18 protein-coding genes are annotated in these 21,451 nt (G+C 70.6%); 6 read left to right on the top strand and 12 right to left on the bottom strand.

Annotated features, from left to right (window positions below; translation table 11 throughout):
* Positions 1-218 precede the first annotated feature (218 nt).
* Both U3649_RS01940 and U3649_RS01935 read right to left on the bottom strand, forming a co-directional pair.
* Positions 219-1,073 (bottom strand): 5'-nucleotidase, lipoprotein e(P4) family, encoded by an 855-nt coding sequence (locus tag U3649_RS01940; protein WP_407354680.1) that lies wholly within the window; start codon positions 1,071-1,073, stop codon positions 219-221.
* Between the two features lie 75 nt (positions 1,074-1,148).
* A complete protein-coding gene (locus U3649_RS01935; protein WP_407353216.1) occupies positions 1,149-3,125 on the bottom strand; it encodes a UvrD-helicase domain-containing protein in 1,977 nt (658 codons plus the stop codon).
* Between the two features lie 451 nt (positions 3,126-3,576).
* Here U3649_RS01935 and U3649_RS01930 point away from each other — a divergent pair, with 451 nt between their 5' ends.
* The gene (locus tag U3649_RS01930) at positions 3,577-4,269 is read left to right on the top strand and encodes a hypothetical protein (RefSeq protein ID WP_407353215.1); all 693 of its coding nucleotides are present in this window, start codon (positions 3,577-3,579) and stop codon (positions 4,267-4,269) included.
* Between the two features lie 42 nt (positions 4,270-4,311).
* Positions 4,312-4,935, top strand: a complete 624-nt coding sequence (locus U3649_RS01925) for a thymidine kinase (protein WP_407353214.1) — start codon at positions 4,312-4,314, stop codon at positions 4,933-4,935.
* 9 nt (positions 4,936-4,944) lie between these two features.
* Here U3649_RS01925 and U3649_RS01920 read toward each other — a convergent pair whose 3' ends face one another.
* From U3649_RS01920 to mutM, 3 genes are all read right to left on the bottom strand, one after another.
* Positions 4,945-7,740: a protein kinase domain-containing protein gene (locus U3649_RS01920; RefSeq protein WP_407353213.1), complete on the bottom strand. Its 2,796-nt coding sequence runs from the start codon at positions 7,738-7,740 to the stop codon at positions 4,945-4,947.
* Positions 7,741-7,823: 83 nt separating this feature from the next.
* Entirely contained in the window at positions 7,824-8,396 is a 573-nt protein-coding gene (locus tag U3649_RS01915) for an ECF-type sigma factor (RefSeq protein ID WP_407353212.1), read from the bottom strand.
* 127 nt (positions 8,397-8,523) lie between these two features.
* Positions 8,524-9,336: a bifunctional DNA-formamidopyrimidine glycosylase/DNA-(apurinic or apyrimidinic site) lyase gene (gene mutM, locus U3649_RS01910; RefSeq protein WP_407353211.1), complete on the bottom strand. Its 813-nt coding sequence runs from the start codon at positions 9,334-9,336 to the stop codon at positions 8,524-8,526.
* A gap of 149 nt (positions 9,337-9,485) precedes the next feature.
* On the opposite strand from mutM, the gene U3649_RS01905 reads away from it, so the two are divergent.
* Positions 9,486-10,724, top strand: coding sequence for an acyl-CoA desaturase (locus tag U3649_RS01905; RefSeq protein WP_407353210.1), 1,239 nt, complete (start codon positions 9,486-9,488; stop codon positions 10,722-10,724).
* A 12-nt stretch (positions 10,725-10,736) separates the two neighbouring features.
* Positions 10,737-11,114, top strand: a complete 378-nt coding sequence (locus U3649_RS01900) for a hypothetical protein (RefSeq protein ID WP_407353209.1) — start codon at positions 10,737-10,739, stop codon at positions 11,112-11,114.
* Between the two features lie 48 nt (positions 11,115-11,162).
* Here the strand turns inward: U3649_RS01900 and U3649_RS01895 are convergent, their stop codons facing one another.
* From U3649_RS01895 to U3649_RS01870, 6 genes are all read right to left on the bottom strand, one after another.
* Entirely contained in the window at positions 11,163-11,789 is a 627-nt protein-coding gene (locus tag U3649_RS01895; RefSeq protein ID WP_407353208.1) for an exonuclease domain-containing protein, read from the bottom strand.
* A gap of 8 nt (positions 11,790-11,797) precedes the next feature.
* Positions 11,798-13,621: a putative nucleotidyltransferase substrate binding domain-containing protein gene (locus U3649_RS01890; RefSeq protein WP_407353207.1), complete on the bottom strand. Its 1,824-nt coding sequence runs from the start codon at positions 13,619-13,621 to the stop codon at positions 11,798-11,800.
* Between the two features lie 84 nt (positions 13,622-13,705).
* The gene (locus U3649_RS01885; protein WP_407353206.1) at positions 13,706-14,224 is read right to left on the bottom strand and encodes a hypothetical protein; all 519 of its coding nucleotides are present in this window, start codon (positions 14,222-14,224) and stop codon (positions 13,706-13,708) included.
* 161 nt (positions 14,225-14,385) lie between these two features.
* The gene (locus tag U3649_RS01880) at positions 14,386-16,164 is read right to left on the bottom strand and encodes a sodium:solute symporter family protein (RefSeq protein WP_407353205.1); all 1,779 of its coding nucleotides are present in this window, start codon (positions 16,162-16,164) and stop codon (positions 14,386-14,388) included.
* A gap of 13 nt (positions 16,165-16,177) precedes the next feature.
* Entirely contained in the window at positions 16,178-16,435 is a 258-nt protein-coding gene (locus U3649_RS01875; RefSeq protein WP_407353204.1) for a DUF4212 domain-containing protein, read from the bottom strand.
* A 13-nt stretch (positions 16,436-16,448) separates the two neighbouring features.
* Entirely contained in the window at positions 16,449-17,855 is a 1,407-nt protein-coding gene (locus tag U3649_RS01870; protein ID WP_407353203.1) for a DcaP family trimeric outer membrane transporter, read from the bottom strand.
* 217 nt (positions 17,856-18,072) lie between these two features.
* Here U3649_RS01870 and acs point away from each other — a divergent pair, with 217 nt between their 5' ends.
* A complete protein-coding gene (acs, locus tag U3649_RS01865; protein WP_407353202.1) occupies positions 18,073-20,025 on the top strand; it encodes an acetate--CoA ligase in 1,953 nt (650 codons plus the stop codon).
* 170 nt (positions 20,026-20,195) lie between these two features.
* On the opposite strand, the gene U3649_RS01860 is transcribed toward acs, so the two are convergent.
* A complete protein-coding gene (locus tag U3649_RS01860; RefSeq protein ID WP_407353201.1) occupies positions 20,196-20,627 on the bottom strand; it encodes an endonuclease domain-containing protein in 432 nt (143 codons plus the stop codon).
* Positions 20,628-20,767: 140 nt separating this feature from the next.
* Between U3649_RS01860 and U3649_RS01855 the strand changes: the two genes are divergently transcribed.
* Positions 20,768-21,430: a response regulator gene (locus tag U3649_RS01855; RefSeq protein WP_407353200.1), complete on the top strand. Its 663-nt coding sequence runs from the start codon at positions 20,768-20,770 to the stop codon at positions 21,428-21,430.
* The last annotated feature ends 21 nt before the right edge of the window (positions 21,431-21,451 follow it).

Here is a 21,451-nt window from a genome sequence, read left to right as displayed (position 1 = left end):
GGGACCGGGCCCCCTGCACCGGGATGCCCCTCAAGCTACGGCGTTTGGGCGTTGCCGGCACCCTGGGGCCAACCCTAGGGGAAGCGGAGGCCGCCCGGATTCATGCAGGCACGACAGCGGGCGCCGGGCGCCAACGGCGCAGTGCAGGCTGTGCCGGACGAAGCCACCGCGGTTCCAGAGCCGAAACCGGCCTGGAGGCGGCGGCGCGTGCACCCGGCTCATTTTTCCTTGAGCTCGAGCGCATCCCGCTTGGCGCGGCGTCGCGCATCGCGCGGCAGGTCCCGGGCATTGCCGAATGCCGCCGCCTCCCAGCCGCCGTAGCTCGGGTTGGGCAGCATCCACCAGCGCTCGCCGAACCACCCGCCGTGAGCGGACAGCAGTTGCGCGTGCGCCTGCGGCGTATTGCGTTCGACCTGGACGAAATCGCCGAGCTGGTCGCCGAACTGCATCAGCACGCGGTAGCGGCGGCCGGCCAGCACGCGCCGGCAACCTTTCCCGCTGCCACGCGACTGGCAGCCCTCCACTTCGGTGCCCAGGCCGAGGAACGCACTGTCGTCGGCGACGGGAAAGCCGATGGCGCGCAGATTGGCCAGGGTGGCGTCGGCGGAAGCCTGGGTGCGGTTGGACAGGTAGACCAGGGTGACGCCCTTGGCGTCGGCCAGGCGCGCGAACGCCAGGGCGCCCGGTACCGCTTCGGCCTGGCGCTCGTCGACCCACGCGGCCCAGGTGGCCTCGTCGTATTCGGCGCCGTCGCGCACCAGCCGCGCCTGGTAGGGCGAGTTGTCGAGCACGGTTTCGTCGATGTCGACGATCACCGCGGGCGGCAGCCCGGCCGCGCTGCCCGCGGCCGCGCGCTCCTCCGCCACGAGCGCGTCCCACCCCGGATCGGCAAGCGCGTCGTCGAGCCGCTCGCCGGCGGCGCGGTACAACGACAGCGCCGTGGCGCGGTACTCGGCGGACGCCTGCATCCAGAGCACGGCATTGAGGTTGTCGTCGGCGGCCGGGGCGGACGCCGCCGGCGGGGTGGTCTGGCAAGCGGGCAGGGTCAGTGCGAGCAGGCAGAGGCCCAGCAGGGTCGTGCGCACGGCGGTCTCCGGCGTTGCGGGGCGTCGAGTGTAGCGGACGGCCGTGTCGGGGCACCGGGCCGATCAGGCGTCGAGCAGCGCCTTGATCGCGGCGAAACCGGCATCGGCGCGCTCGCGCTTGCGCGCGGCGTCGGCGACCGGATCGGCGCCGTCACGCTGCAGCTCGTCGGCGGGCAGTTCGTCGAGGAACCGGCTCGGCGTCAGCCGCAGCCGGCTGCCCCATTTCTGTGCCTCGCGCGCGTACGACAGCCACAGCCGCTCCTTGGCGCGGGTAATGCCGACGTAGAGCAGCCGCCGCTCCTCGTCGATGCGGCCTTCGTCGACGCTGGCCTCGTGCGGCAGGGTGTCGTCGTCGACGCCGACGATGAAGACGTAGCGGAACTCGAGTCCCTTGGCGGCGTGCAGGCTCATCAGCCGCACCTGGTTGCCGCCGTCGTCGCGGTCGGCGTGGGTGAGCAGGGCGAGCTGCGCCGCAAGCTCGCCCGGGCCGGCGCCGCGCGGGCCGTCGAACCAGTCGGCCAGCTCGTCGAGGTTGCCGCGGCGCATCGCGAACTGCTGCTCGCTCCTGCACTGCGCGCGCAGCGCGGCCAGCAGGCCCGAGCGCTCGTTGAGGCTGCGCACCAGCTCCGCCGGCGGCAGCCGCGCCGCGTCGGCACGCAGCCCGCGGACGATGTCGGCGAACCCGCCCAGCGCATTGGCGGCGCGCGCCGGCAACTGCTTCAACAGGCCGATCGATTCGGCCGCGCGCGACAGCGGCAGCTGCGCGTGCTGCGCCAGCTCCGACAGCTTCGCCAGCGTGGTCGCGCCGACCTCGCGCCGCGGCGCCTGCACCGCGCGCAGGAACGCGGCGTCGTCGTCGGGATTGGCCACCAGCCGCAGCCACGACAGCGCATCCTTGACCTCGGCGCGCGCCAGGAACGCGGTGCCGCCGCTGAGGTGGTACGGCACCCGCAGCAGCTGCAGCGCCTTCTCCAGCGCGCGCGACTGGTGGTTGCCGCGGAACAGCACGCAGAACTCGTTCCACTGCGCCTTGCCGGCGGTCTGCAGGAACTGGATCTCGGCGGCGACGCGCTCGGCCTCGTGGGTCGCGTCGCGGCATTCCCACACGCGGATGCGCTCGCCGTCGGCCTGTGCGCTCCACAGCGTCTTCGGGTGTTCGTGCGGATTGTTGGCGATCAGCGCGTTGGCCGCGCGCAGCACCCGGTTGGAGCAGCGGTAGTTCTGCTCCAGCTTCACGACAGTCAGGCTCGGATAGTCCTGCGCCAGCTGCGACAGGTTCTCGGGATTGGCGCCGCGCCAGGCGTAGATGCTCTGGTCGTCGTCGCCGACGCAGGTGAAGTTGCCCTTCGGCCCGGCCAGCGCCTTCAGCAGCCGGTACTGGGCGTCGTTGGTGTCCTGGCATTCGTCGACCAGCAGGTAGCCGATGCGTTCGCGCCACCCCAGGCACAGGTCCTCGCGCGATTCCAGCAGCTGCACCGGCAGCCGGATCAGGTCGTCGAAGTCGACCGCGTTGAACGCCGCCAGCCGCGCCTGGTAGCGCGCGTACAGCGCCGCGGCCTCGTGCTCGCGGGGGCTGTGCGCCGCCGCCGCGGCCTCCTCGGGCGAGAGGCCGGCGTTCTTGGCGCGCGAGACCAGCTGCTGCATCGCCTGCGCCACGTCGGGCTTGGCGCCGGGCAGCAGGTCCCTGAACTGCGCCAGGCTGTCGTCGGCGTCGAAGATCGAGAAGCCGCGCCGCAATCCGGCGGCGGCGTGCTCGATCTGCAGCAGCTTCAGGCCGAGCGCGTGGAAGGTGCAGACGGTCAGCCCGTCGGCCGCGTCGCCACGGATGCGCTTGCCGACCCGCTCGCGCATCTCCTTGGCCGACTTGTTGGTGAAGGTGATCGCGGCGATGCGCCTGGCCGGATAGCGCCCGGACGCGACCAGGTGCGCGATCTTCTCCACGATCACGCGGGTCTTGCCGCTGCCGGCGCCGGCGAGCACCAGCAGCGGGCCGTCGCAATGGGCGACCGCGGCGGATTGTTGGGGATTGAGACCGTGCATGCGGACGGGCGACGGGGAACTAACGCGCATCTTACCTGCCATGTCCACGGGCGCTCCGCCTAACCTCGCGCCATGCGGTTGCGCAGGTGAGCCGGCGGCGTCCACCGTACCAAGCGGGATGCCGAAGCGGACACTGGGGTCGGCGAACGCTATCGATGCAGATCCTGATCAAGGCTGCCGATCAATGAAGTCGCGAGTGCGCACGCCCATCCCTCTCTGGGATATTTGACAGGAATAGGGGCGAGTGGTAAGGGAGTTTTTCGCTCAAAGGATTGCCGATAGTGCTCCTGAACCGAAGCAGTGCGGTGGAGAATATCCGGTGCACAATGGCACCTCCGGCAGGGCTGTCTCGTTCGATACATGCAGCCAGGCATTTGCGTCGGTTGGAGAACTGGCGCGAGGGAAGGGCGAGGAGGAATGTTGTGTGCGGGGCCTGACTCTGGTCCGCCTAATGGGCGTTCTCCTCGCTGCCGGTTTGCCGTTTTTCGCCGTATGTGCGCAGAACGGCGAAGAGGAGTTGGTGCTCGGTTCAGAGGCCTTCCTGACCGCGCATCCGGATCTCAACAACCGCCGCCGGGGCTGGGAGACCTACGAGGCCGGGCGCCACGAGGAAGCGCTGACCTACTTCAGGCGCGCGGCGCGCTACGCGGATAAGCCATCCCAGGCGATGGTCGCGGAAATGTTGTGGAAGGGCGAGGGCGGGCCGCGGGATCCGGCGCTGGCTTACGCCTGGATGGACCTGGCGGCCGAGCGCGGCTATCCCGGATTCACGTTCATACGCGAGCGCTATTGGGCGCAGCTCGACCGGGCTCAGCGCCAGGATGCCATGGTGCGCGGTGAGGAGGTCTACGCCGAGTACGGCGACAGCGCGGCGCGTCCCAGGATCGACGCCGTCTTGCGCCGGGAGCGTTGGCGCACGAGCGGCAGCCGGGCCGGTTTCGTGGGCGCCCTGCAGGTGCAGATCCCTGGGCCGGGTGAGCAGATGCAATCGATCGACGGCTCCCGCTTCTACGACCCGAAATTCTGGGATCCGGACGAGTATCAGGCTTGGCACGACGCGATCTGGATGGCGCCCCGGGAGGGGCGGGTGGATGTCCGCGACGTCCAGCCGTTGAACCGGCCCCAAGCGCAGGAAGGCGATTGATCATCGTCCGAATCCGAGCGGCGTCTTGGTTAGACTGCGTGCATGGCCAAGTTGTATTTCTACTACTCGGCGATGAACGCCGGGAAGACCACCACCCTGCTGCAGTCGGCGCACAACTACCGCGAGCGCGGGATGCGGGTGCTGATCCTGACGCCGCGCCTCGACGATCGCGCCGGCAGCGGCCGCGTGGCCTCGCGCATCGGGCTGCAGGCCGACGGCATCGCGTTCGAGCGTGGCGCGGATCTGCAGAAGCTGGTCGGCGACGACATCGCCGTGCACGGCGAGCTCGATTGCGTTCTGGTCGACGAGGCGCAGTTCCTCGGCCGCGCCCAGGTATGGCAATTGTCCGAGGTGGTCGACGCGCTGCGCATCCCGGTGCTGTGCTACGGCCTGCGCACCGACTTCCGCGGCGAGCTGTTCGAGGGCAGCCAGGCGCTGCTGGCCTGGGCCGACGAACTGAGCGAGATCAAGACCATCTGCCATACCGGCAAGAAGGCCACCATGACCGTGCGCGTCGATGCGAACGGCTTCGCCCTGCAGCAGGGCCCGCAGGTGGAGATCGGCGGCAACGAGCGCTACGTCTCCGTCAGCCGGGCCGAGTTCAAGCGGATCATGCGCGGCGAGGGCCGGATCGAACCGCTGCAGCCGGACCTGCCGCTGGCGTAGCCGGCCGCGTCACGCCCGGCCTTCGCAGGCGCGCCGCAGGGCGCGGACTTCGCGCAGCACGCTGCCGCCCTCGGGCAGGGCGCGATGGATCTCCTCGTCGAGCCCGCGCAACGCCTCCAGCGCCCGCGCGCGCCGCGCCGTGCGGCAGCCCACGGCCGCGCCCTGGGCGCGCGCCAGCCAGGCCACGTCGCGCATGGCCGGGTCGATCCGCGGCAGGCGGGCCAGGCGGTCGAGCCGCTGCAACGCCTGCGCATCGCCCTGCCGCGCCTCGAAAGCCGCCAATGCCAGTTCGGCACGTGCCGCGGCGGCGTCCCGGTCGCCGGCGCTCGCGGCGACTGCGCGGCGCAGGCGCTCGCGGGCGCCTGCGGAATGGCCGAGCGCGGCGTCGACATCGCCGGCCAGGCGCAACGCGTCGCAGGACCGCGCCCGCGGCGCGGAACGCCGGGACAGCTGCAACGCCTCCTCAAGCAGCGGTTGCGCGGCGGCCGACTCGCCGCTGCCGTGCAGCACGGTGGCCTGTTCGCACAGCGCGGTTGCCAGCCGGGCCTGGTCGCCGTCGTTGCGCCAGATCGCGGCCGCGCGGCGCAGGTCGCGCAATGCCGCGGGCGTCTCGCCGCGCTCCCATGCCAGCAACGCCAGGTCGCGGTAGGTCTGCGCCACGTCGCCGTGGTCGGGCCCGAGGCGTGCGACCTGCCAGGCCAGCAGGCCGCGGTATTCGGCGTCGGCCTCGGCGTAGTGTCCCTGCTCGGCATGGATCGCGGCCAAGTGCCGCCGGGCTTCCATGGTGACGTGATGCTGCGCGCCGTGGAGCGCCACCGCCAGCGAAACGGCATGGGCGCACTCGTGTTCGGCGGCCTGCGGCCCGCGTTCGTGGCGCTCGAGCGCGCAGACCTCGCGCAGGATCTCGATCGCCAGCGGATGGCGCTCGCCGACGCTGTCGCGCAGCTGTTCCAGTGCCGCGCGCAACTCGCGCAGGGCCTCGTCGCGGTTGCCGGCGTCGGCGTGCAGCCCCGCCAGGTCGGCCAGGCTCTCGGCGATCCCGGCATCGCTCTCGAGCGGATCCCGGCGCAGCGCGAGCGCGCGCCGGAACAGGACGCCGCCGGATTCGTGCTCTCCCAGCGCGCGATGGCAGCGGCCCAGCTGCGAATAGAACCCGGCCACCTGCAGCGGCAGGCGCCGTTCCTGCCGCCGCGCCAGCGACTGCAGCGGCTGCATGGCGGCGATGCAGTTGCCGGGCCGGTGCAGCCGGCGCAGCACGTGGCCGAGATCGCTGGCCGCCTCCAGCCGCAGGCTGGCGGGGGCGCGGTCGAGCGCGGCGAGCAGGGACGACTGCCGCTGCAACAGCGCCAGGGCCTGCGGATGATCGCCCAGGCCCATCCGCAGCCGGGCGATCACGCCGAGCAGTTCGGCACGGGCGAGCGGCTGCCGGGCCAGTTCGATGTCGCCGCGCTCGGCGCCGACCGCCAGCAGCTGGCGCACGTCCAACGGCGCCCCTTCGGGCGAATTGCCGGCGTTCTGGAACAGGCCGATGATGAAATTCTGCATCGCCTGCGCGCGCGCCGCCTCCTGCAGCGAAAGCCGCGCCTGCCAGGCGACGATGCCGAGCGCGGTCGACAGCACCACCGCGGCCAGGGCCGCGGTCGACAGCGCCCAGCGGTGACGGCGCAGGTACTTGCGGATGCGGTAGGTCACGCGCTGCGGCCGCGCCAGCACCGGTTTGCCGTCCAGGTAGCGCTGCAGGTCCAGCGCCAGCGCCTCGACCGATGGATAGCGCTGCTCGTAGCGCTTGGCGAGCGCCTTGAGCACGATGTTGTCCAGGTCGCCGGCGACCGCGCGCGCGCGCCGGCGCAGCGCGGCCGGGTCGGCGGATCCGGCATCGGCGCGACGCAGCAGCAGCGACGACGGTTTGGCCGGGTCGACGTCCAGGATCGCCTGCTCCCATTGCGCGTCGCTGTGCCGCTCGGGCTCGTAGGGCTTTGCGTCGGCGAGCAGTTCGTACAGCACCACGCCGAGTGAATAGACGTCGGTGACGGTGGTGACCGGCTCGCCGCGGATCTGCTCGGGTGCGGCGTAGTGCAGGGTGAAGGTGCGCATGCCGGTCCGCGTCTGTTCCGGCAGTTCGGCGCTGTCGAGCAGCTTGGCGATGCCGAAGTCGAGCAGCCGCACCTCGTCCAGCGGCGTGACCAGGATGTTGGACGGCTTGAGGTCGCGATGCACGATCAGGTTGGCGTGGGCGTGGCTGACCGCGTCGCAGACCTGCAGGAACAGGTGCAGGCGCGAGCGCAGGTCGAGCGCGCGCGCGCGGCACCAGTCGGTGATCGGCTCGCCGTCGACGTAGTCCAGCGCCAGGTACGGCTGGTTGTCGGCGCTGATCCCGGCGTCGAGCAGCCGCGCGATGTGGGCATGCTCGAGGCGGGCGAGGATCTCGCGCTCACGCGTGAAGCGCAGCCGCAGGTTGGGATCGGCGAGTCCCGGACGCAGCAGCTTCAGCGCGACGCGGCGCTGGTACAGGCCGTCGGCGCGGCTGGCCAGCCAGACCTGGCCCATGCCGCCTTCGCCGAGCAGCCGTTCCAGGCGGTAGGGGCCGACCTCGCTGTCCGGGCGCGCGCCGGGCAACGGCGCCACCAGCGGCGTCTCGAGGAAATCCCCGTGCGCCTGCTGCAGCGAGAGCAACTGCTCGAGGTCGGCCGCCAGCGCAGGGTCCTCCTCGCGCGTCGAGGCGAGACTGGCGGCACGTTCGTCCGGCGTCAGCTCGAGCAGGGCGTCGAGCAGCGGCGACAGTCTGCGCCAGCGTTCCGGGTCCATGGTGCCCTCAGGGTGCCGTGCCGTCGCGCAAGGTGCGGCACCCGCGTCCCCGCCGCCGCAGCCTCTCGGCACGCGCGGCGGCTTCAGGGGGCAGGTTCATCCTGGAGCGCCGCCAGCAGGAACATCCGTGCCTTCTGCCAGTCGCGGCGAATGCTGCGTTCGGAACGCTGCAGCAGTTCGGCGATCTCCAGCTCCGACAGGCCGGCGAAATAGCGCAGCTCGACCACCCGCGCCAGGCGGGCGTCGGCCCTGTGCAGCTGGGTCAACGCCGCATCGAGCCCCAGCATCTCCTCGTCCAGGCGCAGCGCGCCGGCGAGTTCCTCGGGCAGGTCGGTCACGCGGTGCTGGTCGCCGCCGCGCTTGCGCGCCAGGCGCTGGCGCGCGTAGTCGACCACCACGCTGCGCATGGCCGAGGCGGCGTAGGCGAAGAAATGCGCGCGGTCCTCGAAACGCGCGCCGCTGCCGCCGATCAGCTTCAGGTAGGCCTCGTGCACCAAGGCGGTCGCGTCCAGGGTCTGGCCGTACTGGCCCGCCAGCTGGCGCCGCGCCATCGCGTGCAGTTCCTGGTAGAGCGTGGACAGCACCCGGTCGAGCGCGGCGCGGTCGCCGTCGCGCGCGGCGTTCAGCCACTGTGTGATGTCGGCGGTTTCCGCCATCGCTTTCCCCCGCGACAGGGGATCACTATATACCTGCAACGGCGGCCCGGGATGCGCGGGTGCGACGGACGGCGCCGGCGCCGTGGGACGGGAGCAGCGGAGCGAGCTCCGCTCTACGGGTGCAGCGCTATTTCTGGCAGTGGGCGCACCAGACGGTGGCGCGCTGGCCGATCGGGGCGTGCCGCAGCGCGCGGCCGCAGCGGCGGCATGGCGCCCCGCCGCGACCGTAGGCCGCCAGGTCCTGCTCGAAGTAGCCGGGGGCGCCGTCGGGACTCAGGAAGTCGCGCAGGGTGGTGCCGCCGCGGCCGATCGCGTCCTCCAGGATCGCCTTCACCGCGGCGGCGAGCCCGCGGTAGCGCGCGAGAGAGACCCGCCCGGCCGGGCGCAGCGGCGAGATGCCGGCCGCGAACAGCGCTTCGGCGGCGTAGATGTTGCCGACCCCGACCACCACCCGCTGGTCCATCAGGAACGACTTCACGGGTGCCTTGCGGCCGCGGCTGCGGGCGAACAGGGCATCGCCGTCGAAGGCGTCGGACAGCGGTTCCGGGCCGAGGCCGCGCAGCAGGGGATGCGTTTGGCCGGCCGGCTGCCACAGCAGGCAGCCGAAGCGCCTTGGATCGTTGAAGCGCAGCACGCGGTTGCCGGCGAGCACGAGGTCGACGTGGTCGTGCGCCTGCACCGGCGTGGCGGCGGGCAACACCCGCAGGTTGCCGGACATGCCCAGGTGCAGCAGCGCGCTGCCGGCATCGGTATCGAGCAGCAGGTATTTCGCGCGTCGGCGCACCGCCTCGATGCGGCGGCCCGGCAGCTGCGTCGCGATTGCGTCCGGGATCGGCCAGCGCAGGTCGGGGCGGCGCAGCAGCACCGACCGGATCCGGCGTCCTTCGAGGTGCGGGGCGAGGCCGCGGCGCGTGGTCTCGACTTCGGGGAGTTCGGGCATGGCGCGCAAGGTGGCGGCATTTCGCGCCGCGGGCAAGTCGCGCGCTTCGATGAGTCGATGAATGGCTTGATCCGGGCATCACCCAGCTGAATGCCTCGCGGGTCCGTACGGTCGCGCAGGGATGGCATTCGCCAGGATCACCCCCCATCATGGCCGGACCCACCGCTTTCGATAGACCCATGCCTGCTTCCCTGCTCGATTTTCTCGCCGGCGGCCTGCTGCAGTTCGGCTTCTGGCAGCTCGCGCTGTTCTTCCTGGTCGCGACCCAGCTGACCATCTTGTCCGTCACCCTGTACCTGCATCGCAGCCAGGCGCACCGCGGCGTCGATTTCCATCCGGCGCTGGCGCACGTGTTCCGCCTTTGGACCTGGCTCAGCACCTCCATGATCACCCGCGAATGGGTGGCCATCCATCGCAAGCACCACGCCAAGTGCGAGACCGAGGACGATCCGCACAGCCCGCAGTTCAAGGGCATTTCGACGGTGTTCTGGCGCGGCGTGGAGCTCTACCGCGAGGCGCGCGCGCAGCGCGGCGACATCGAGCAGTATGGCAAGGGCTGCCCGGACGACTGGATCGAGCGCAAGCTGTACACCCCCTACGCCACGCTCGGCCCGACGCTGCTGCTGTTCATCGAGTTCGCGCTGTTCGGCTTCGCCGGCGTGGCCATGTGGGCGATCCAGATGGCATGGATCCCGTTCTGGGCCGCAGGCGTGGTCAACGGCCTCGGCCACTGGTGGGGCTACCGCAACTTCGAGACCACCGACACCGCCACCAACCTGACCCCGTGGGGCGTGTGGATCGGCGGCGAGGAACTGCACAACAACCATCACGCCTTCCCGAGCTCCGCCAAGTTCGCGCTGCGCCGCTGGGAGTTCGACATCGGCTGGGCGACCATCAAGGGACTGGAGAAGATCGGCCTGGCGAAGGTGCTGCGGGTGGCGCCCTCGCTCGACGTGCGTCCGAACATCAACGTTCCCGACACCGACACCATGCGGGCGCTGCTGGCGCACCGCTTCCAGGCGATGACCGACTACCAGCGCAACGTGATCACGCCCGCGCTGCGCGAGGAGGCGCGCGCCGCCGGCGCGAAGTTGCGCGCGTTGCTGCCGCGCAGGCTGCGCAAGGGCCTGGTCGACGACGGCCGCTGGCTCGAGCCGAAGGCGCGCCGGGAGCTGCAGCAGTGGGTCGAGCAGCGTCCGCGGATCCACACCCTGATCGAATACCGCGCGCGTCTGACGGCGCTGCTGGAGGCACGCAGCCACGATGCCTCCGAGCGCCTGAAGCAGTTGCAGGCCTGGTGCCACGAGGCCGAGGCCAGCGGCATCCGCGTGCTGCAGGAGTACTCGGCGCGGCTGAAGGGCTATTCGCTGCAGCCGGCCCGGGCCTGATCGAGCCGCCGGATGGCTCCACGCGTGCCTGACGGAGGGCCCGGCCGGCGACGGCCGGGCCTTTTCGTGGTGGCGCTGGCGATCGCCGCGCTGGCGACGCCGGCCGCCGCGCAGGTCGCGGCCACCGTCGACTACCTCGAGCGGATCGACACCGATGGCGACGGCCGGGCGTCGCTGGGCGAATACCAGGCCTGGATGAGCTATGCCTTCGACGCCATGGACGCCGACGGCGACGGTGTGCTGACCGCGGCCGAACAGCCCGGGAGCCGCCGGGGCAAGCCGATCACCCGCGCGGCGCACCTGGCCCGTCTGACCGATCGCTTCAATCGCCAGGACCTGAACCGCGACGGTTTTCTCGACGCGCGCGAACTCGCCGCTCCGCCCCAGTAGCGGTCCTGCCGACCGTCCGGGTGCGCGCACGGGCATCGGCCGCGGCGGTCACGGAGGGGCCGACGGCGCGTTTCGCGCGGCGCCCTGCAGCGCCAGCCAGCACAGCGCCACTGTCGTGGCATCGCCCAGGGCACTGTGCCGCGCCAATACCGGCACACCCAGCGCCTCGGCGATATGGCGGAACTCGAGGTTGGGCGGGACGTCGGGCCGGGCGCGGCGCGCCCGTGCGGCGAACGCATCGGCGAGTTCGACGCGGCGATTGGGAAGCGCGAAGCCGGTGAGCGCCTTGACGTGCGGGGCCAGCATCGCGAGGTCGAACACCAGGTGATAGCCCAGCAGCCGGCGGGGGCCCAGCCAGAGCAGGAACTCGCGTACCGCGGGGGTGACCGACATGCCGCCGGCCGCCTCGTCGGGGGTGATGCGGTGATGGCGGATCGACTCGATGTCGAAGCCGCGGTCCGGGCGGATCCGCCGCTCGAACCGTTCCGACAGCAGCCCCCGCCCGTCGCGGACGGGCACCGCCGCGAGGCTGAGGATGTGATCGCGCTGCGGGTCCAGGCCGGTGGTCTCGACGTCCAGGCTCACCCACTCGCCCGCCGGCGCCGGCTGCAGCAGCGCCGCCCACTCGCCCCCGCCGTGCCGGTTCCGCAGCCACCATCTGCGCAGGGCGTGCATCTGTGTCGTCAGTCGACGAGGTGGAAGGCGCGGCGCACGTGCTCGCGGAACTCCTTCACCACGTGCAGTGCATCGCGCAGCAGCTCACGGTCGAGCCGGCGCAGGGCCTGGGGGTCGAGGTGGTTGTCGGGAACGCGACCGGCCTGGAGCGCGGCCAGTTGCGCGTCCAGCCGCATGCGCTGGAACACGTCGAGCGCCTGGGGCAGGTCGCGGCCGAGCTCGCGCGGCAGCGCCGCGCGTTCAGTGAGCGCCTCGCAGCGTTCGAGGCTGGCCGTGGCGGCCACGCCATGGCGCAGCGCCAGGCAACGCAGACCGTGCACGACCGGGAAGATCGCGCCCTTCTTGAGGTCGATGCCGCGCGCATCGCCGCGCACCCGCCCGAACAGCGTCAGCGGGGTGTTGAAGTTCAGCGTGGCGGAGGCCAGGTGGTGCATCAGGATCTCGTCCTGCCCCAGCGCCATCAGGCCGGCCTTGACCGGGGCGAACAGCGCCGGGTTACCGGCGATGGGGCGCGCATCGAGCGCGATCGACAGGTCCAGTGCCGCCTCGCCGCCGTGGCGCTGTTGCCAATGGCCGATGCGTTCCTGCCACTGGCTGGCCGTCATCCGCCAGTGCGGCTCGTTCACCATGACCCTCCCGGGACACGGCGGGTAGCCGACCGCGTCGAGCGCGGCGCTGAAGCGCGCCATGGCCTCGGCCAGGCCGGGCCAGTCGAGCCCGTCGGCGACCACCAGCGCGTTGTCCTGATCGGTCTTGAGCAGCTGCTCGCGGCGGCCTTCGCTGCCCATCACCAGCAGGCAGATGCGGTCGCGGTGCTCGGGCGCGACCAGCAGGTCGAAGATCTGCGCCATCACCCGGCCGTTGAGCGCACTGACCAGCCCCATCAGGTAGGGCATGCGCGCGCCGTGCGCGGCGAGGCTGCGGATCAGTTCGTTCATCCCGGCGGCGGCGCTGGCGATGTCCTCCAGGGTGCGGGCGCGGGCCAGCCGCACGCTGATGAGGTGGGAGTGGCTGGCGAAGTGCGAGAGCACTTCCGCGATGCCGAGGGTCCCGGCGATGGCGCCGCGATCGCGGACCACGACCCGCTCGATCCGGTGCTCGGTCATGCCGATCAGCGCCTGGAACAGGACCTCGTCGGCGCCGACGCAGACCAGCGGCCGGCTGGCCAGCGGCCCGACCGGCGCTCCCAGCGGCAGCCGCTGCAGCGCCACCGCATCGAGCAGGTCGGTGCGCGTCACGATGCCGGGCTCCTGGTGGCCGGCATCGTCCACCAGCAGGCAATCGACGTGGCGCTCCCGCAACCGTGCGGCGGCATCGGCAATGGAGGTCGCGGCGGCGACGTGCTCAGCCGGCGCCAGCTGCGCCTCGCCGACCCGGGTGCCCATCAGCTCGGCCGCTTCGCGGCGCTCCTGCCCCGAGACCGACAGCTGCCCCTTGGTCGCGAGCCCCTCGTTGAAGTACGCGGCGAAGCGCGGGTTGTCCTCGATCAGCCGGCGGAACACTTCGGCCGGGATCAGGAAGCTCAGGCACTCGCCTTCGGCGCGGTAGCTCAGCCGGGCGCGGCCCGCCATCACCGCCCAGGCGCCGAACACGTCGCCCGGGCCGTAGTCGGCGAAGCGTTGCTCGCCACCGCCACCGCCATCGGCCTGGTAGGCATGGACGAGGCCCTTGAGGATCACGTGCACGTGCGGCGAGGCCTTGCCGGCCTCGATCAGGGTGCTGCCCGGGGCATGGAAGCCGACGTCCACGCTGGCCTGCAGGCGGGCGCGGCCGGCATCGTCCAGCAGGTCGAACGGGGGCTGGCTCAGGTCGAGGCCGGGCACGCTGTCCATGGCGCTATTGTCGCGCGCTGCCGCGCAACCCGCCTCCGCGGGCCGGCGGCGAGGGGGCCGTGCGGCGCGACCGGCGATGGCCGCTCATGGGTCGCAGGCGGCGCGCAGCAGGCCGTCGTCTTCCGCCAGCGGGATCCAGCGGGCATTGAGCGGAGCGCCGTTCTCGCCGAACACCACCTCGTCGACCAGATCGGCGCGGCGACGGCCCGCGCAGTCGAACACCGCGCCGAACTGCCGGGAGGGCTCCCATCGGGCCACCAGCAGCACCTGGGTCAGCACCTGGTCGGGCATCGCCGGATTGCGCCGGTCGAAGCGGTGGTCGATCGCGATCAGCCGGCTGGTCTGCGGGACCACGTAGGTCCACGGGCGATACCAGACCCGCAGCTCGTTGGTCGAGGCGACTTCGACTTCGTCCGGGAACGTGGCGGTGACGCGGTGCAGCCAGGAGTACTCGAGCCAGACCGCCATCGCCAGCATGCCGGCGCCCGCCGCGGCGGGCATGGCCCAGCCCGGTAGCCGTTTGCGGACCAGGAAGTTGAGCGCCAGGACCACGCCGCCCAGGCCGAAGCCCGCGGCGATGATCGCGATGAATTCCAACAGCATGCCGCTCCCCCGTTGTGGCCCGGCGATCGCCCGCCGCGCTCCATCATGACAAATCGGCCGCGGCGTTTTCGTGCGCGGCGCAGGCGCACGGGCGATCGGGATTCGGCGCCCAAAAAAACCCGCCCCCGCGTAACGGGGGCGGGTCCTGGAGAGAACCGGACTCAGTGTGCGATGTGGACCGCGCTACCCGCGCCACGCGGCACGCGGATGCCCTCCACCAGTTCCTGGATCCGCTCCGGCGCCGGCTTGGTCATCGACAGCACCAGGTACGCGGCGGCGAAGTTGAGCACCGCCCCCACCGCACCGAACGACAGCGGAGAGATGCCGAACAGCCAGTTCTCCTCCACGTTCTCGAGCATGTTGGTCTCCGGAATGAAGAACCAGCCCAGGTAGGTGAAGATGTACACGCAGGTGGCCACCAGGCCGACCAGCATGCCGACGATCGCGCCGGTGGCGTTCATCTTCTTCGAGAAGATGCCCATCATGATCGCCGGGAACAGCGACGAGGCTGCCAACCCGAACGCCAGCGCTACCGTCTGTGCCGCGAATCCAGGTGGATTCAATCCCAGATAGGTGGCCAGGACGATCGCCGCGGCCATCGAGACGCGTGCGGCCAGCAGTTCCCCCTTCTCCGAGATGTCCGGTTTGAAGGTCGACTTGATCAGGTCGTGGCTGACTGCCGACGAGATCGCCAGCAACAACCCCGCCGCCGTGGACAGCGCGGCCGCGAGGCCACCGGCGGCGATCAGGCCGAGGACCCAGCCCGGCAGCTGCGCGATCTCGGGATTGGCCAGCACCAGGATGTCCTGGTTGAACGTCACCATCTCGTTGCCTTCCCAGCCCCGCGCCTCGGCGGTGGCGGCGAACTCCTCGTCGGCGCCGTTGTAGTACTGGATGCGGCCGTCGCCGTTGAGGTCCTCGAACGCCAGCAGCCCGGTCTGCTCCCAGTTGCGCATCCAGTCGGGACGGGCCTCGTACTCGATCGGCGCGGCGGCCGTACCGGCCGGGTAGATGGTGTTGATGATGTTCAGCCGCGCCATCGAGCCCACCGCGGGAGCCACGGTGTAGAGCAGGGCGATGAACACCAGCGCCCAGCCTGCCGACCTGCGCGCATCGGACACCTTGGGAACGGTGAAGAAGCGGATGATCACGTGCGGCAGTCCCGCTGTGCCGACCATCAGCGACAGGGTGAACAGCACCATGTTGAGGGTCGAGCCGTGGTGGCCGGTGTAGTCCTGGAAGCCGAGTTCGACCAGCACCTGGTCGAGCTTGGCCAGCAGCGGCAGGCCGGACTCGGTGTGGGTCGAGAACAGCCCGAGCTGCGGCACCGGATTGCCGGTGAGCTGCATCGAGATGAAGATCGCCGGGATCGTGTAGGCGATGATCAGCACCACGTACTGCGCCACCTGGGTGTAGGTGATGCCCTTCATGCCGCCGAGCACCGCGTACACGAACACCACCGCCGAAGCGATCAGCAGGCCGGTGGTCGCGTCGACCTCGAGGAAGCGCGAGAAGGCGACCCCCGCGCCGGTCATCTGCCCGATCACGTAGGTGATCGAGATGACCAGCAGCGCCGCCACCGCGACCATCCGCGCGGTGCGGCTGTAGAAGCGGTCGCCGATGAAGTCCGGCACGGTGAAGCGCCCGAACTTGCGCAGGTACGGGGCCAGCAGCAGCGCCAGCAGCACGTAGCCACCGGTCCAGCCCATCAGGTAGGTGGAATTACCGTAGCCGACGAAGGCGATCAGGCCGGCCATCGAAATGAACGAGGCGGCCGACATCCAGTCGGCGGCGGTGGCCATGCCGTTGAGCACCGGGTGGACGCCGCGGTTGGCGGCGTAGAACTCGGCGGTGGTGCCGGCGCGGGCCCAGATCGCGATGCCGATGTAGAGCAGGAAGGAGCCGATGACGAAGATGAGGTTGATCGTGAACTGATCCATGGTCATTGGGCCCTTATTGCTCGTCGACGCCGTACTCGCGATCGAGCCGGTTCATGTACCAGGTATAGAAGAAGATCAGGGCGATGAAGACCAGGATCGAGCCCTGCTGCGCGAACCAGAAACCCAGGTCGGTCCCGCCGAACCGGATGCCGGCCAGCAGCGGCCGGAGCAGGATCCCGAATCCGAACGACACCAGCGCCCAGATCCCCAGGCAGATGAAGATGATCCTGAGATTGGCCTTCCAGTAGTTGCTCGCGGTTTTGTCCAGCATGTGTCGTTCCCCCTCAGAAGCTGTACTTGACGTGGGTCTGCAGGCGGTTGATCTCGCCGCGGTCGCCGCTCTCGATCTCGCGCTGGCCCCAGATCAGTTCGGCGCCGACGTCGAGCTTGGGCAGCGGCGTGTAGATCAGGTTGGCGTGCGCGGACTGCGCCGACCGGGTGATGCCGAGACCGGTCAGGTCGGTGTCGTTGTCGTATTCGGCGCGCGAGTAGAAGATGTTGCCGCGCAGCTTCGGGCTGAACACGTGCCGCCAGCCAACGAAGCCGGCCAGCACGCCGATGTTGTCCAGGCTGCCGTCGGCCTCGAGCACCGCGTCGTTGTTGAGCGCCAGGCCGACGTAGCGGCCGATGCCGTCGCCGGCGGTGACCATGTAGCGGATGTCGTCGCTGGCGCCGACGTTGAACTTGCCCGAGACGCTGACGCCGAACCCGGTGCCGGTCTCGCTGATGCCGGCGGCGCCGTCCTGGTACTTCAGCTGGCGCGCCAGGCCGGCGACGCTGAAGTGGCCCCAGTCGCCGGTGGTGTTGTAGCGCGCGGTGACGTCGGGCATGGCGCCGTCGTCGCCGGAGATCTGCGCCATGTTGCCCTGGTACGGCGTGAGCACGGTCTGCGGGTTCTCGACCGAGAACGACCACGGGCCGTTGGTGTAGCGGATCTGCGCCTGGCGCACGAACACGGTGCCCTCGGTGGGGCCGAGGAAGTCGACCGCGTCGGGCAGGGCGGCGGTGTCCTGGAAGTTGGTCCAGGCCTGGCCGGCCAGCCAGTTGTTCCAGGTCACGTAGGCCTGGCGCAGGGTCAGCGCATAGGTGTTGGTCGACACCTCGTTGCCGGTGAACGCGGTGCTGCCGCCGCCGAACAGGTCGAATTCCAGGTAGCTGCGCAGCTTGTCGCCGCTGTCCAGGTCGGTGTCCGAGGCGAACCAGAAGCGCGAGAAGTTGGCGCCGAAATCGGTGTCGGCGCCGCCCTCGGCAGTCGCGCCGCCGCCGACCGGGATCGTCTTGGGCACGTAGAACAGCCGGCCCACCGAGCCGTCGGCGAGGTCGCCGTCGTTGGTGCTGGTGACGCTGGCGTCGAGCTTGATGAAGCCGCCGTAGCTGAAGCGGGTGCCGGGACTGCCGGCGCTGTTGATCTGCGTGCGCTGGATGCCCGGCTTGCCGTCGGCCGCCGCCGGCGCCTGCGCCTGCGCGGTGCGGACCTCGGTGACCTGCGTCTGCGTCTCGGAAATCTGCGACTGCTGTTGCTGCTGTTGCGAGAGCAGGGCCTGGACCTGCGCCTCGAGCTGCGCGATCCGCGCTTCGAGCTCCTGCTCCTTGGCGGTCTGCGCGAACGCCAGACCGGGAGTGGCCAGGGCGGCCAGCAGCGCGACCGCGAGCGCCCGCGGTCGCGCCTTCGCTGCGACGTGTCGATTCATGATTCCCTCCCGAGGAAGCCGGACGCGGGCCGCAAACAGGCCCGTCGGCACGAGCCTGCACGCTGCCAGGGGCAGCGCCAATTCACCATTGGTCGAATGCCGGCGCCACGGACAGGCGGCCGCCGGGTGCCGCGCACATAGACCAAGGTCTAATAAGGCCCGGCCGGGGCCGATGCGGCACACTGTCGCCGTCTCGATCCACCCGGGAGTCATCAGCATGTCCAGCCAGCCAAACCTGTACCCCGTGCCGGAGGCGGTCGCCGGGGCCGCGGCCATTCGCAGACGGGACTACCAGCGCCTGTACGACGAGTCGGTGCGCGATCCCGATGCATTCTGGGGACGGATCGCCGGGCGCCTGCAGTGGGACCGGGCTCCCACCCGGGTGCGCGAGGTCAGCTTCGACCTGGAGGACTTCCGCATCCGCTGGTATGCCGACGGCGAACTCAACGCCAGCGTCAACTGCCTCGACCGCCATCTCGAGGCCCGCGGCGACAAGACCGCGCTGATCTGGGAGGCCGACGATCCGGCCGTCGAACCGCAGCACGTCAGCTACCGCGAACTGCACGCCCGCGTCTGCCGCCTGGCCAACGCGCTGCGCAACCTCGGCGTGAAGAAGGGCGACCGCGTCACCCTGTACCTGCCGATGATCGTCGAGGCCACGGTGGCGATGCTGGCCTGCGCCCGGATCGGCGCGATCCACTCGGTGGTGTTCGGCGGCTTCTCGCCCAACTCGATCGCCGACCGCGTCGCCGACTGCGGCAGCAAGTTCATCATCACCGCCGACGAGGGCGTGCGCGGCGGCAAGAAGATCCCGCTCAAGGACAACGTCGACGCCGCCCTGAAGCTGCCCGGCACCGCCAGCGTGGAGACCGTGCTCGTCGTGCGCCATACCGGCGGCGCCATCGACATGCAGATGCCGCGCGACCGCTGGTACGACGCCGTCGTCGACGGCCAGCCCGACACCTGCGAGCCCGAGCGCATGAACGCCGAGGATCCGCTGTTCATCCTCTACACCTCGGGTTCGACCGGCAAGCCGAAGGGCGTGCTGCACACCACCGGCGGCTACCTGGTGTTCGCCAGCTACACCCACGAGTGCGCGTTCGACCTCAAGGAGGACGACGTCTTCTGGTGCACCGCCGACGTCGGCTGGGTGACCGGGCACAGCTACATCGTCTACGGGCCGCTGGCCAACGGCGCCACCGCGCTGATGTTCGAGGGCGTGCCGAACTATCCCGACACCTCGCGCTTCTGGCAGGTGGTCGACCGCCACAAGGTCACCCTGTTCTACACCGCGCCCACCGCGATCCGCGCGCTGATGCGCGAGGGCGACGCGCCGGTGAAGAAGACCGACCGCTCCTCGCTGCGGATCCTCGGCACGGTCGGCGAGCCGATCAATCCCGAGGCCTGGCGCTGGTACTTCGATGTCGTCGGCGACGGCCGCTGCCCGGTGATCGACACCTGGTGGCAGACCGAGACCGGCGGCCACATGATCACCCCGCTGCCGGGCGCCACCGACCTCAAGCCGGGCTCGGCGACGCTGCCGTTCTTCGGCGTGCGGCCGGCGATCGTCGACACCAACGGCAAGGTGCTCGAGGGCGAGGCCGAGGGCAACCTGGTGATCCTGGATTCGTGGCCGGGGCAGATGCGCACCGTGTACGGCGACCACCAGCGCTTCATCGACACCTACTTCAAGACCTATCCCGGCACCTATTTCACCGGCGACGGCTGCCGCCGCGACGCCGACGGCTACTACTGGATCACCGGCCGCGTCGACGACGTAATCAACGTCAGCGGCCACCGCATCGGCACCGCCGAGGTCGAGAGCGCGCTGGTCTCGCACCCGAAGGTCGCCGAGGCCGCGGTGGTCGGCTTCCCGCACGACCTCAAGGGCCAGGGCATCTATGCCTACGTCACCCTGGTCGCCGGCGAGCCGGGCAGCGAGGACCTGCGCAAGGAACTGGTCGCCCACGTGCGCAGCGAGATCGGGCCGATCGCCTCGCCCGACCACCTGCAATGGGCGCCGGGCCTGCCGAAGACGCGCTCGGGCAAGATCATGCGCCGGATCCTGCGCAAGATCGCCGAGGACGCCCCCGACCAGCTCGGCGACACCAGCACCCTGGCGGACCCGTCGGTGGTCGAGTCGCTGGTGAAGGACCGGCGGGTGCCGTGACCGCTGCGGCCAAAAGCAAATCCCCCCTGCCCCCCTTTTACAAAGGGGGGGGTGCTTCGTTCGGCATCGGTGCAAACGGGGACCTTGTTGGCTCAGCCAGACGATCGACACGCCAGCTGTTGCTTTTCCCCCCTTTGAAAAAGGGGGGCAGGGGGGATTTGCTTTTCCCCTCAGCCACGGCCGCCATCGATCGTCCGCCAGATCTCCTCCATCACCGCGTCCGTTTCCCGCAGCACCTGCCGATCGTCGAAGCGCAGCACCTGCAATCCCATCCGCGCCAGCGCAGCATCGCGCTCGGCATCGGCCCGCAGGCCATCAGTGGTGAAATGCTGCCCACCGTCGATCTCGACCACCAGCCTGGCCGCCGGCGCATGGAAGTCCACGATGTACGGCCCCAGCGGTTTCTGCCGATAGAACCGCACCCCCGCGACCTGTCGGCGCCGGACGCGATGCCACAGCCGCTGTTCGGCATCGGTCATCGCGCCGCGCAGACTGCGGGCGCAGGGTTTCAAATGGCGGGCATACGGCAGCATGGCGGGAGTAAATCCCCCCTGCCCCCCTTTTTCAAAGGGGGGAACAGCCAAGGCCGCCGTCAGGTTCATCCGCGTCGCGACGTGGGAATTCCCTCCGAAGCCGGCGCACCGGGGACCCCCCGCAGTCCCGGACACCACCAGCACTTCCCCCCTTTGAAAAAGGGGGGCAGCGGGGATTTGCTTCTGCTCCCTGTCGGCACCCCCGCCCCATGACTACTCTGTTGATCGCCGACGACCACCCGCTGTTCCGCGAGGCGTTGCGCGGGGTGGTGGCGCGGCTGTTGCCGCAGGCGGTGCTGCGCGAGGCCGACAGCACCGATGCGCTGTACGCGCTGGTCGAGGCCGATCCCGACGCCGACCTGCTGCTGCTCGATCTCAACATGCCCGGCGCGCAGGGTTTCAGCGTGCTGGTGCACCTGCGCGCGCAGCATCCGCAGCTGCCGGTGGTGGTCGTGTCCGCACGCGAGGAGGCCGGGGTGATGCGGCGTGCGCTCGACCATGGCGCGATGGGCTTCATCCCGAAATCGGCCGATGCCAAGACCCTGGCCGAGGCATTGCGGCACGTGCTCGACGGCGACCGCTGGGCACCCGCGGCGGCCTATGCGGCGCCGGCGGCGAGCGACGCCGAGCACGACGTCGCCGCGCGCGTGCGCGAGCTCACGCCGCAGCAGTTCCGGGTGTTGCAGATGCTCGGCGCCGGCATGCTCAACAAGCAGATCGGCTACGAGCTGAACGTGTCCGAGGCCACCGTCAAGGCGCACATGAGCGCGATCCTGCGCAAGCTCGGCGCCTCCAACCGCACCCAGGCGGTACTGATCGCCGGCCGGCTGGCGATCGACCCGGCCGAGTCCAAGGCGTCGGTCGAGCCGTAGAGCGGCGCTTGCTCCGCTGCG

It is taken from the genome of Luteimonas sp. R10 (assembly GCF_045689605.1).
In the GTDB taxonomy this organism is placed as follows: domain Bacteria; phylum Pseudomonadota; class Gammaproteobacteria; order Xanthomonadales; family Xanthomonadaceae; genus Luteimonas.
This window is presented reverse-complemented; position numbering and strand designations above follow the sequence as displayed.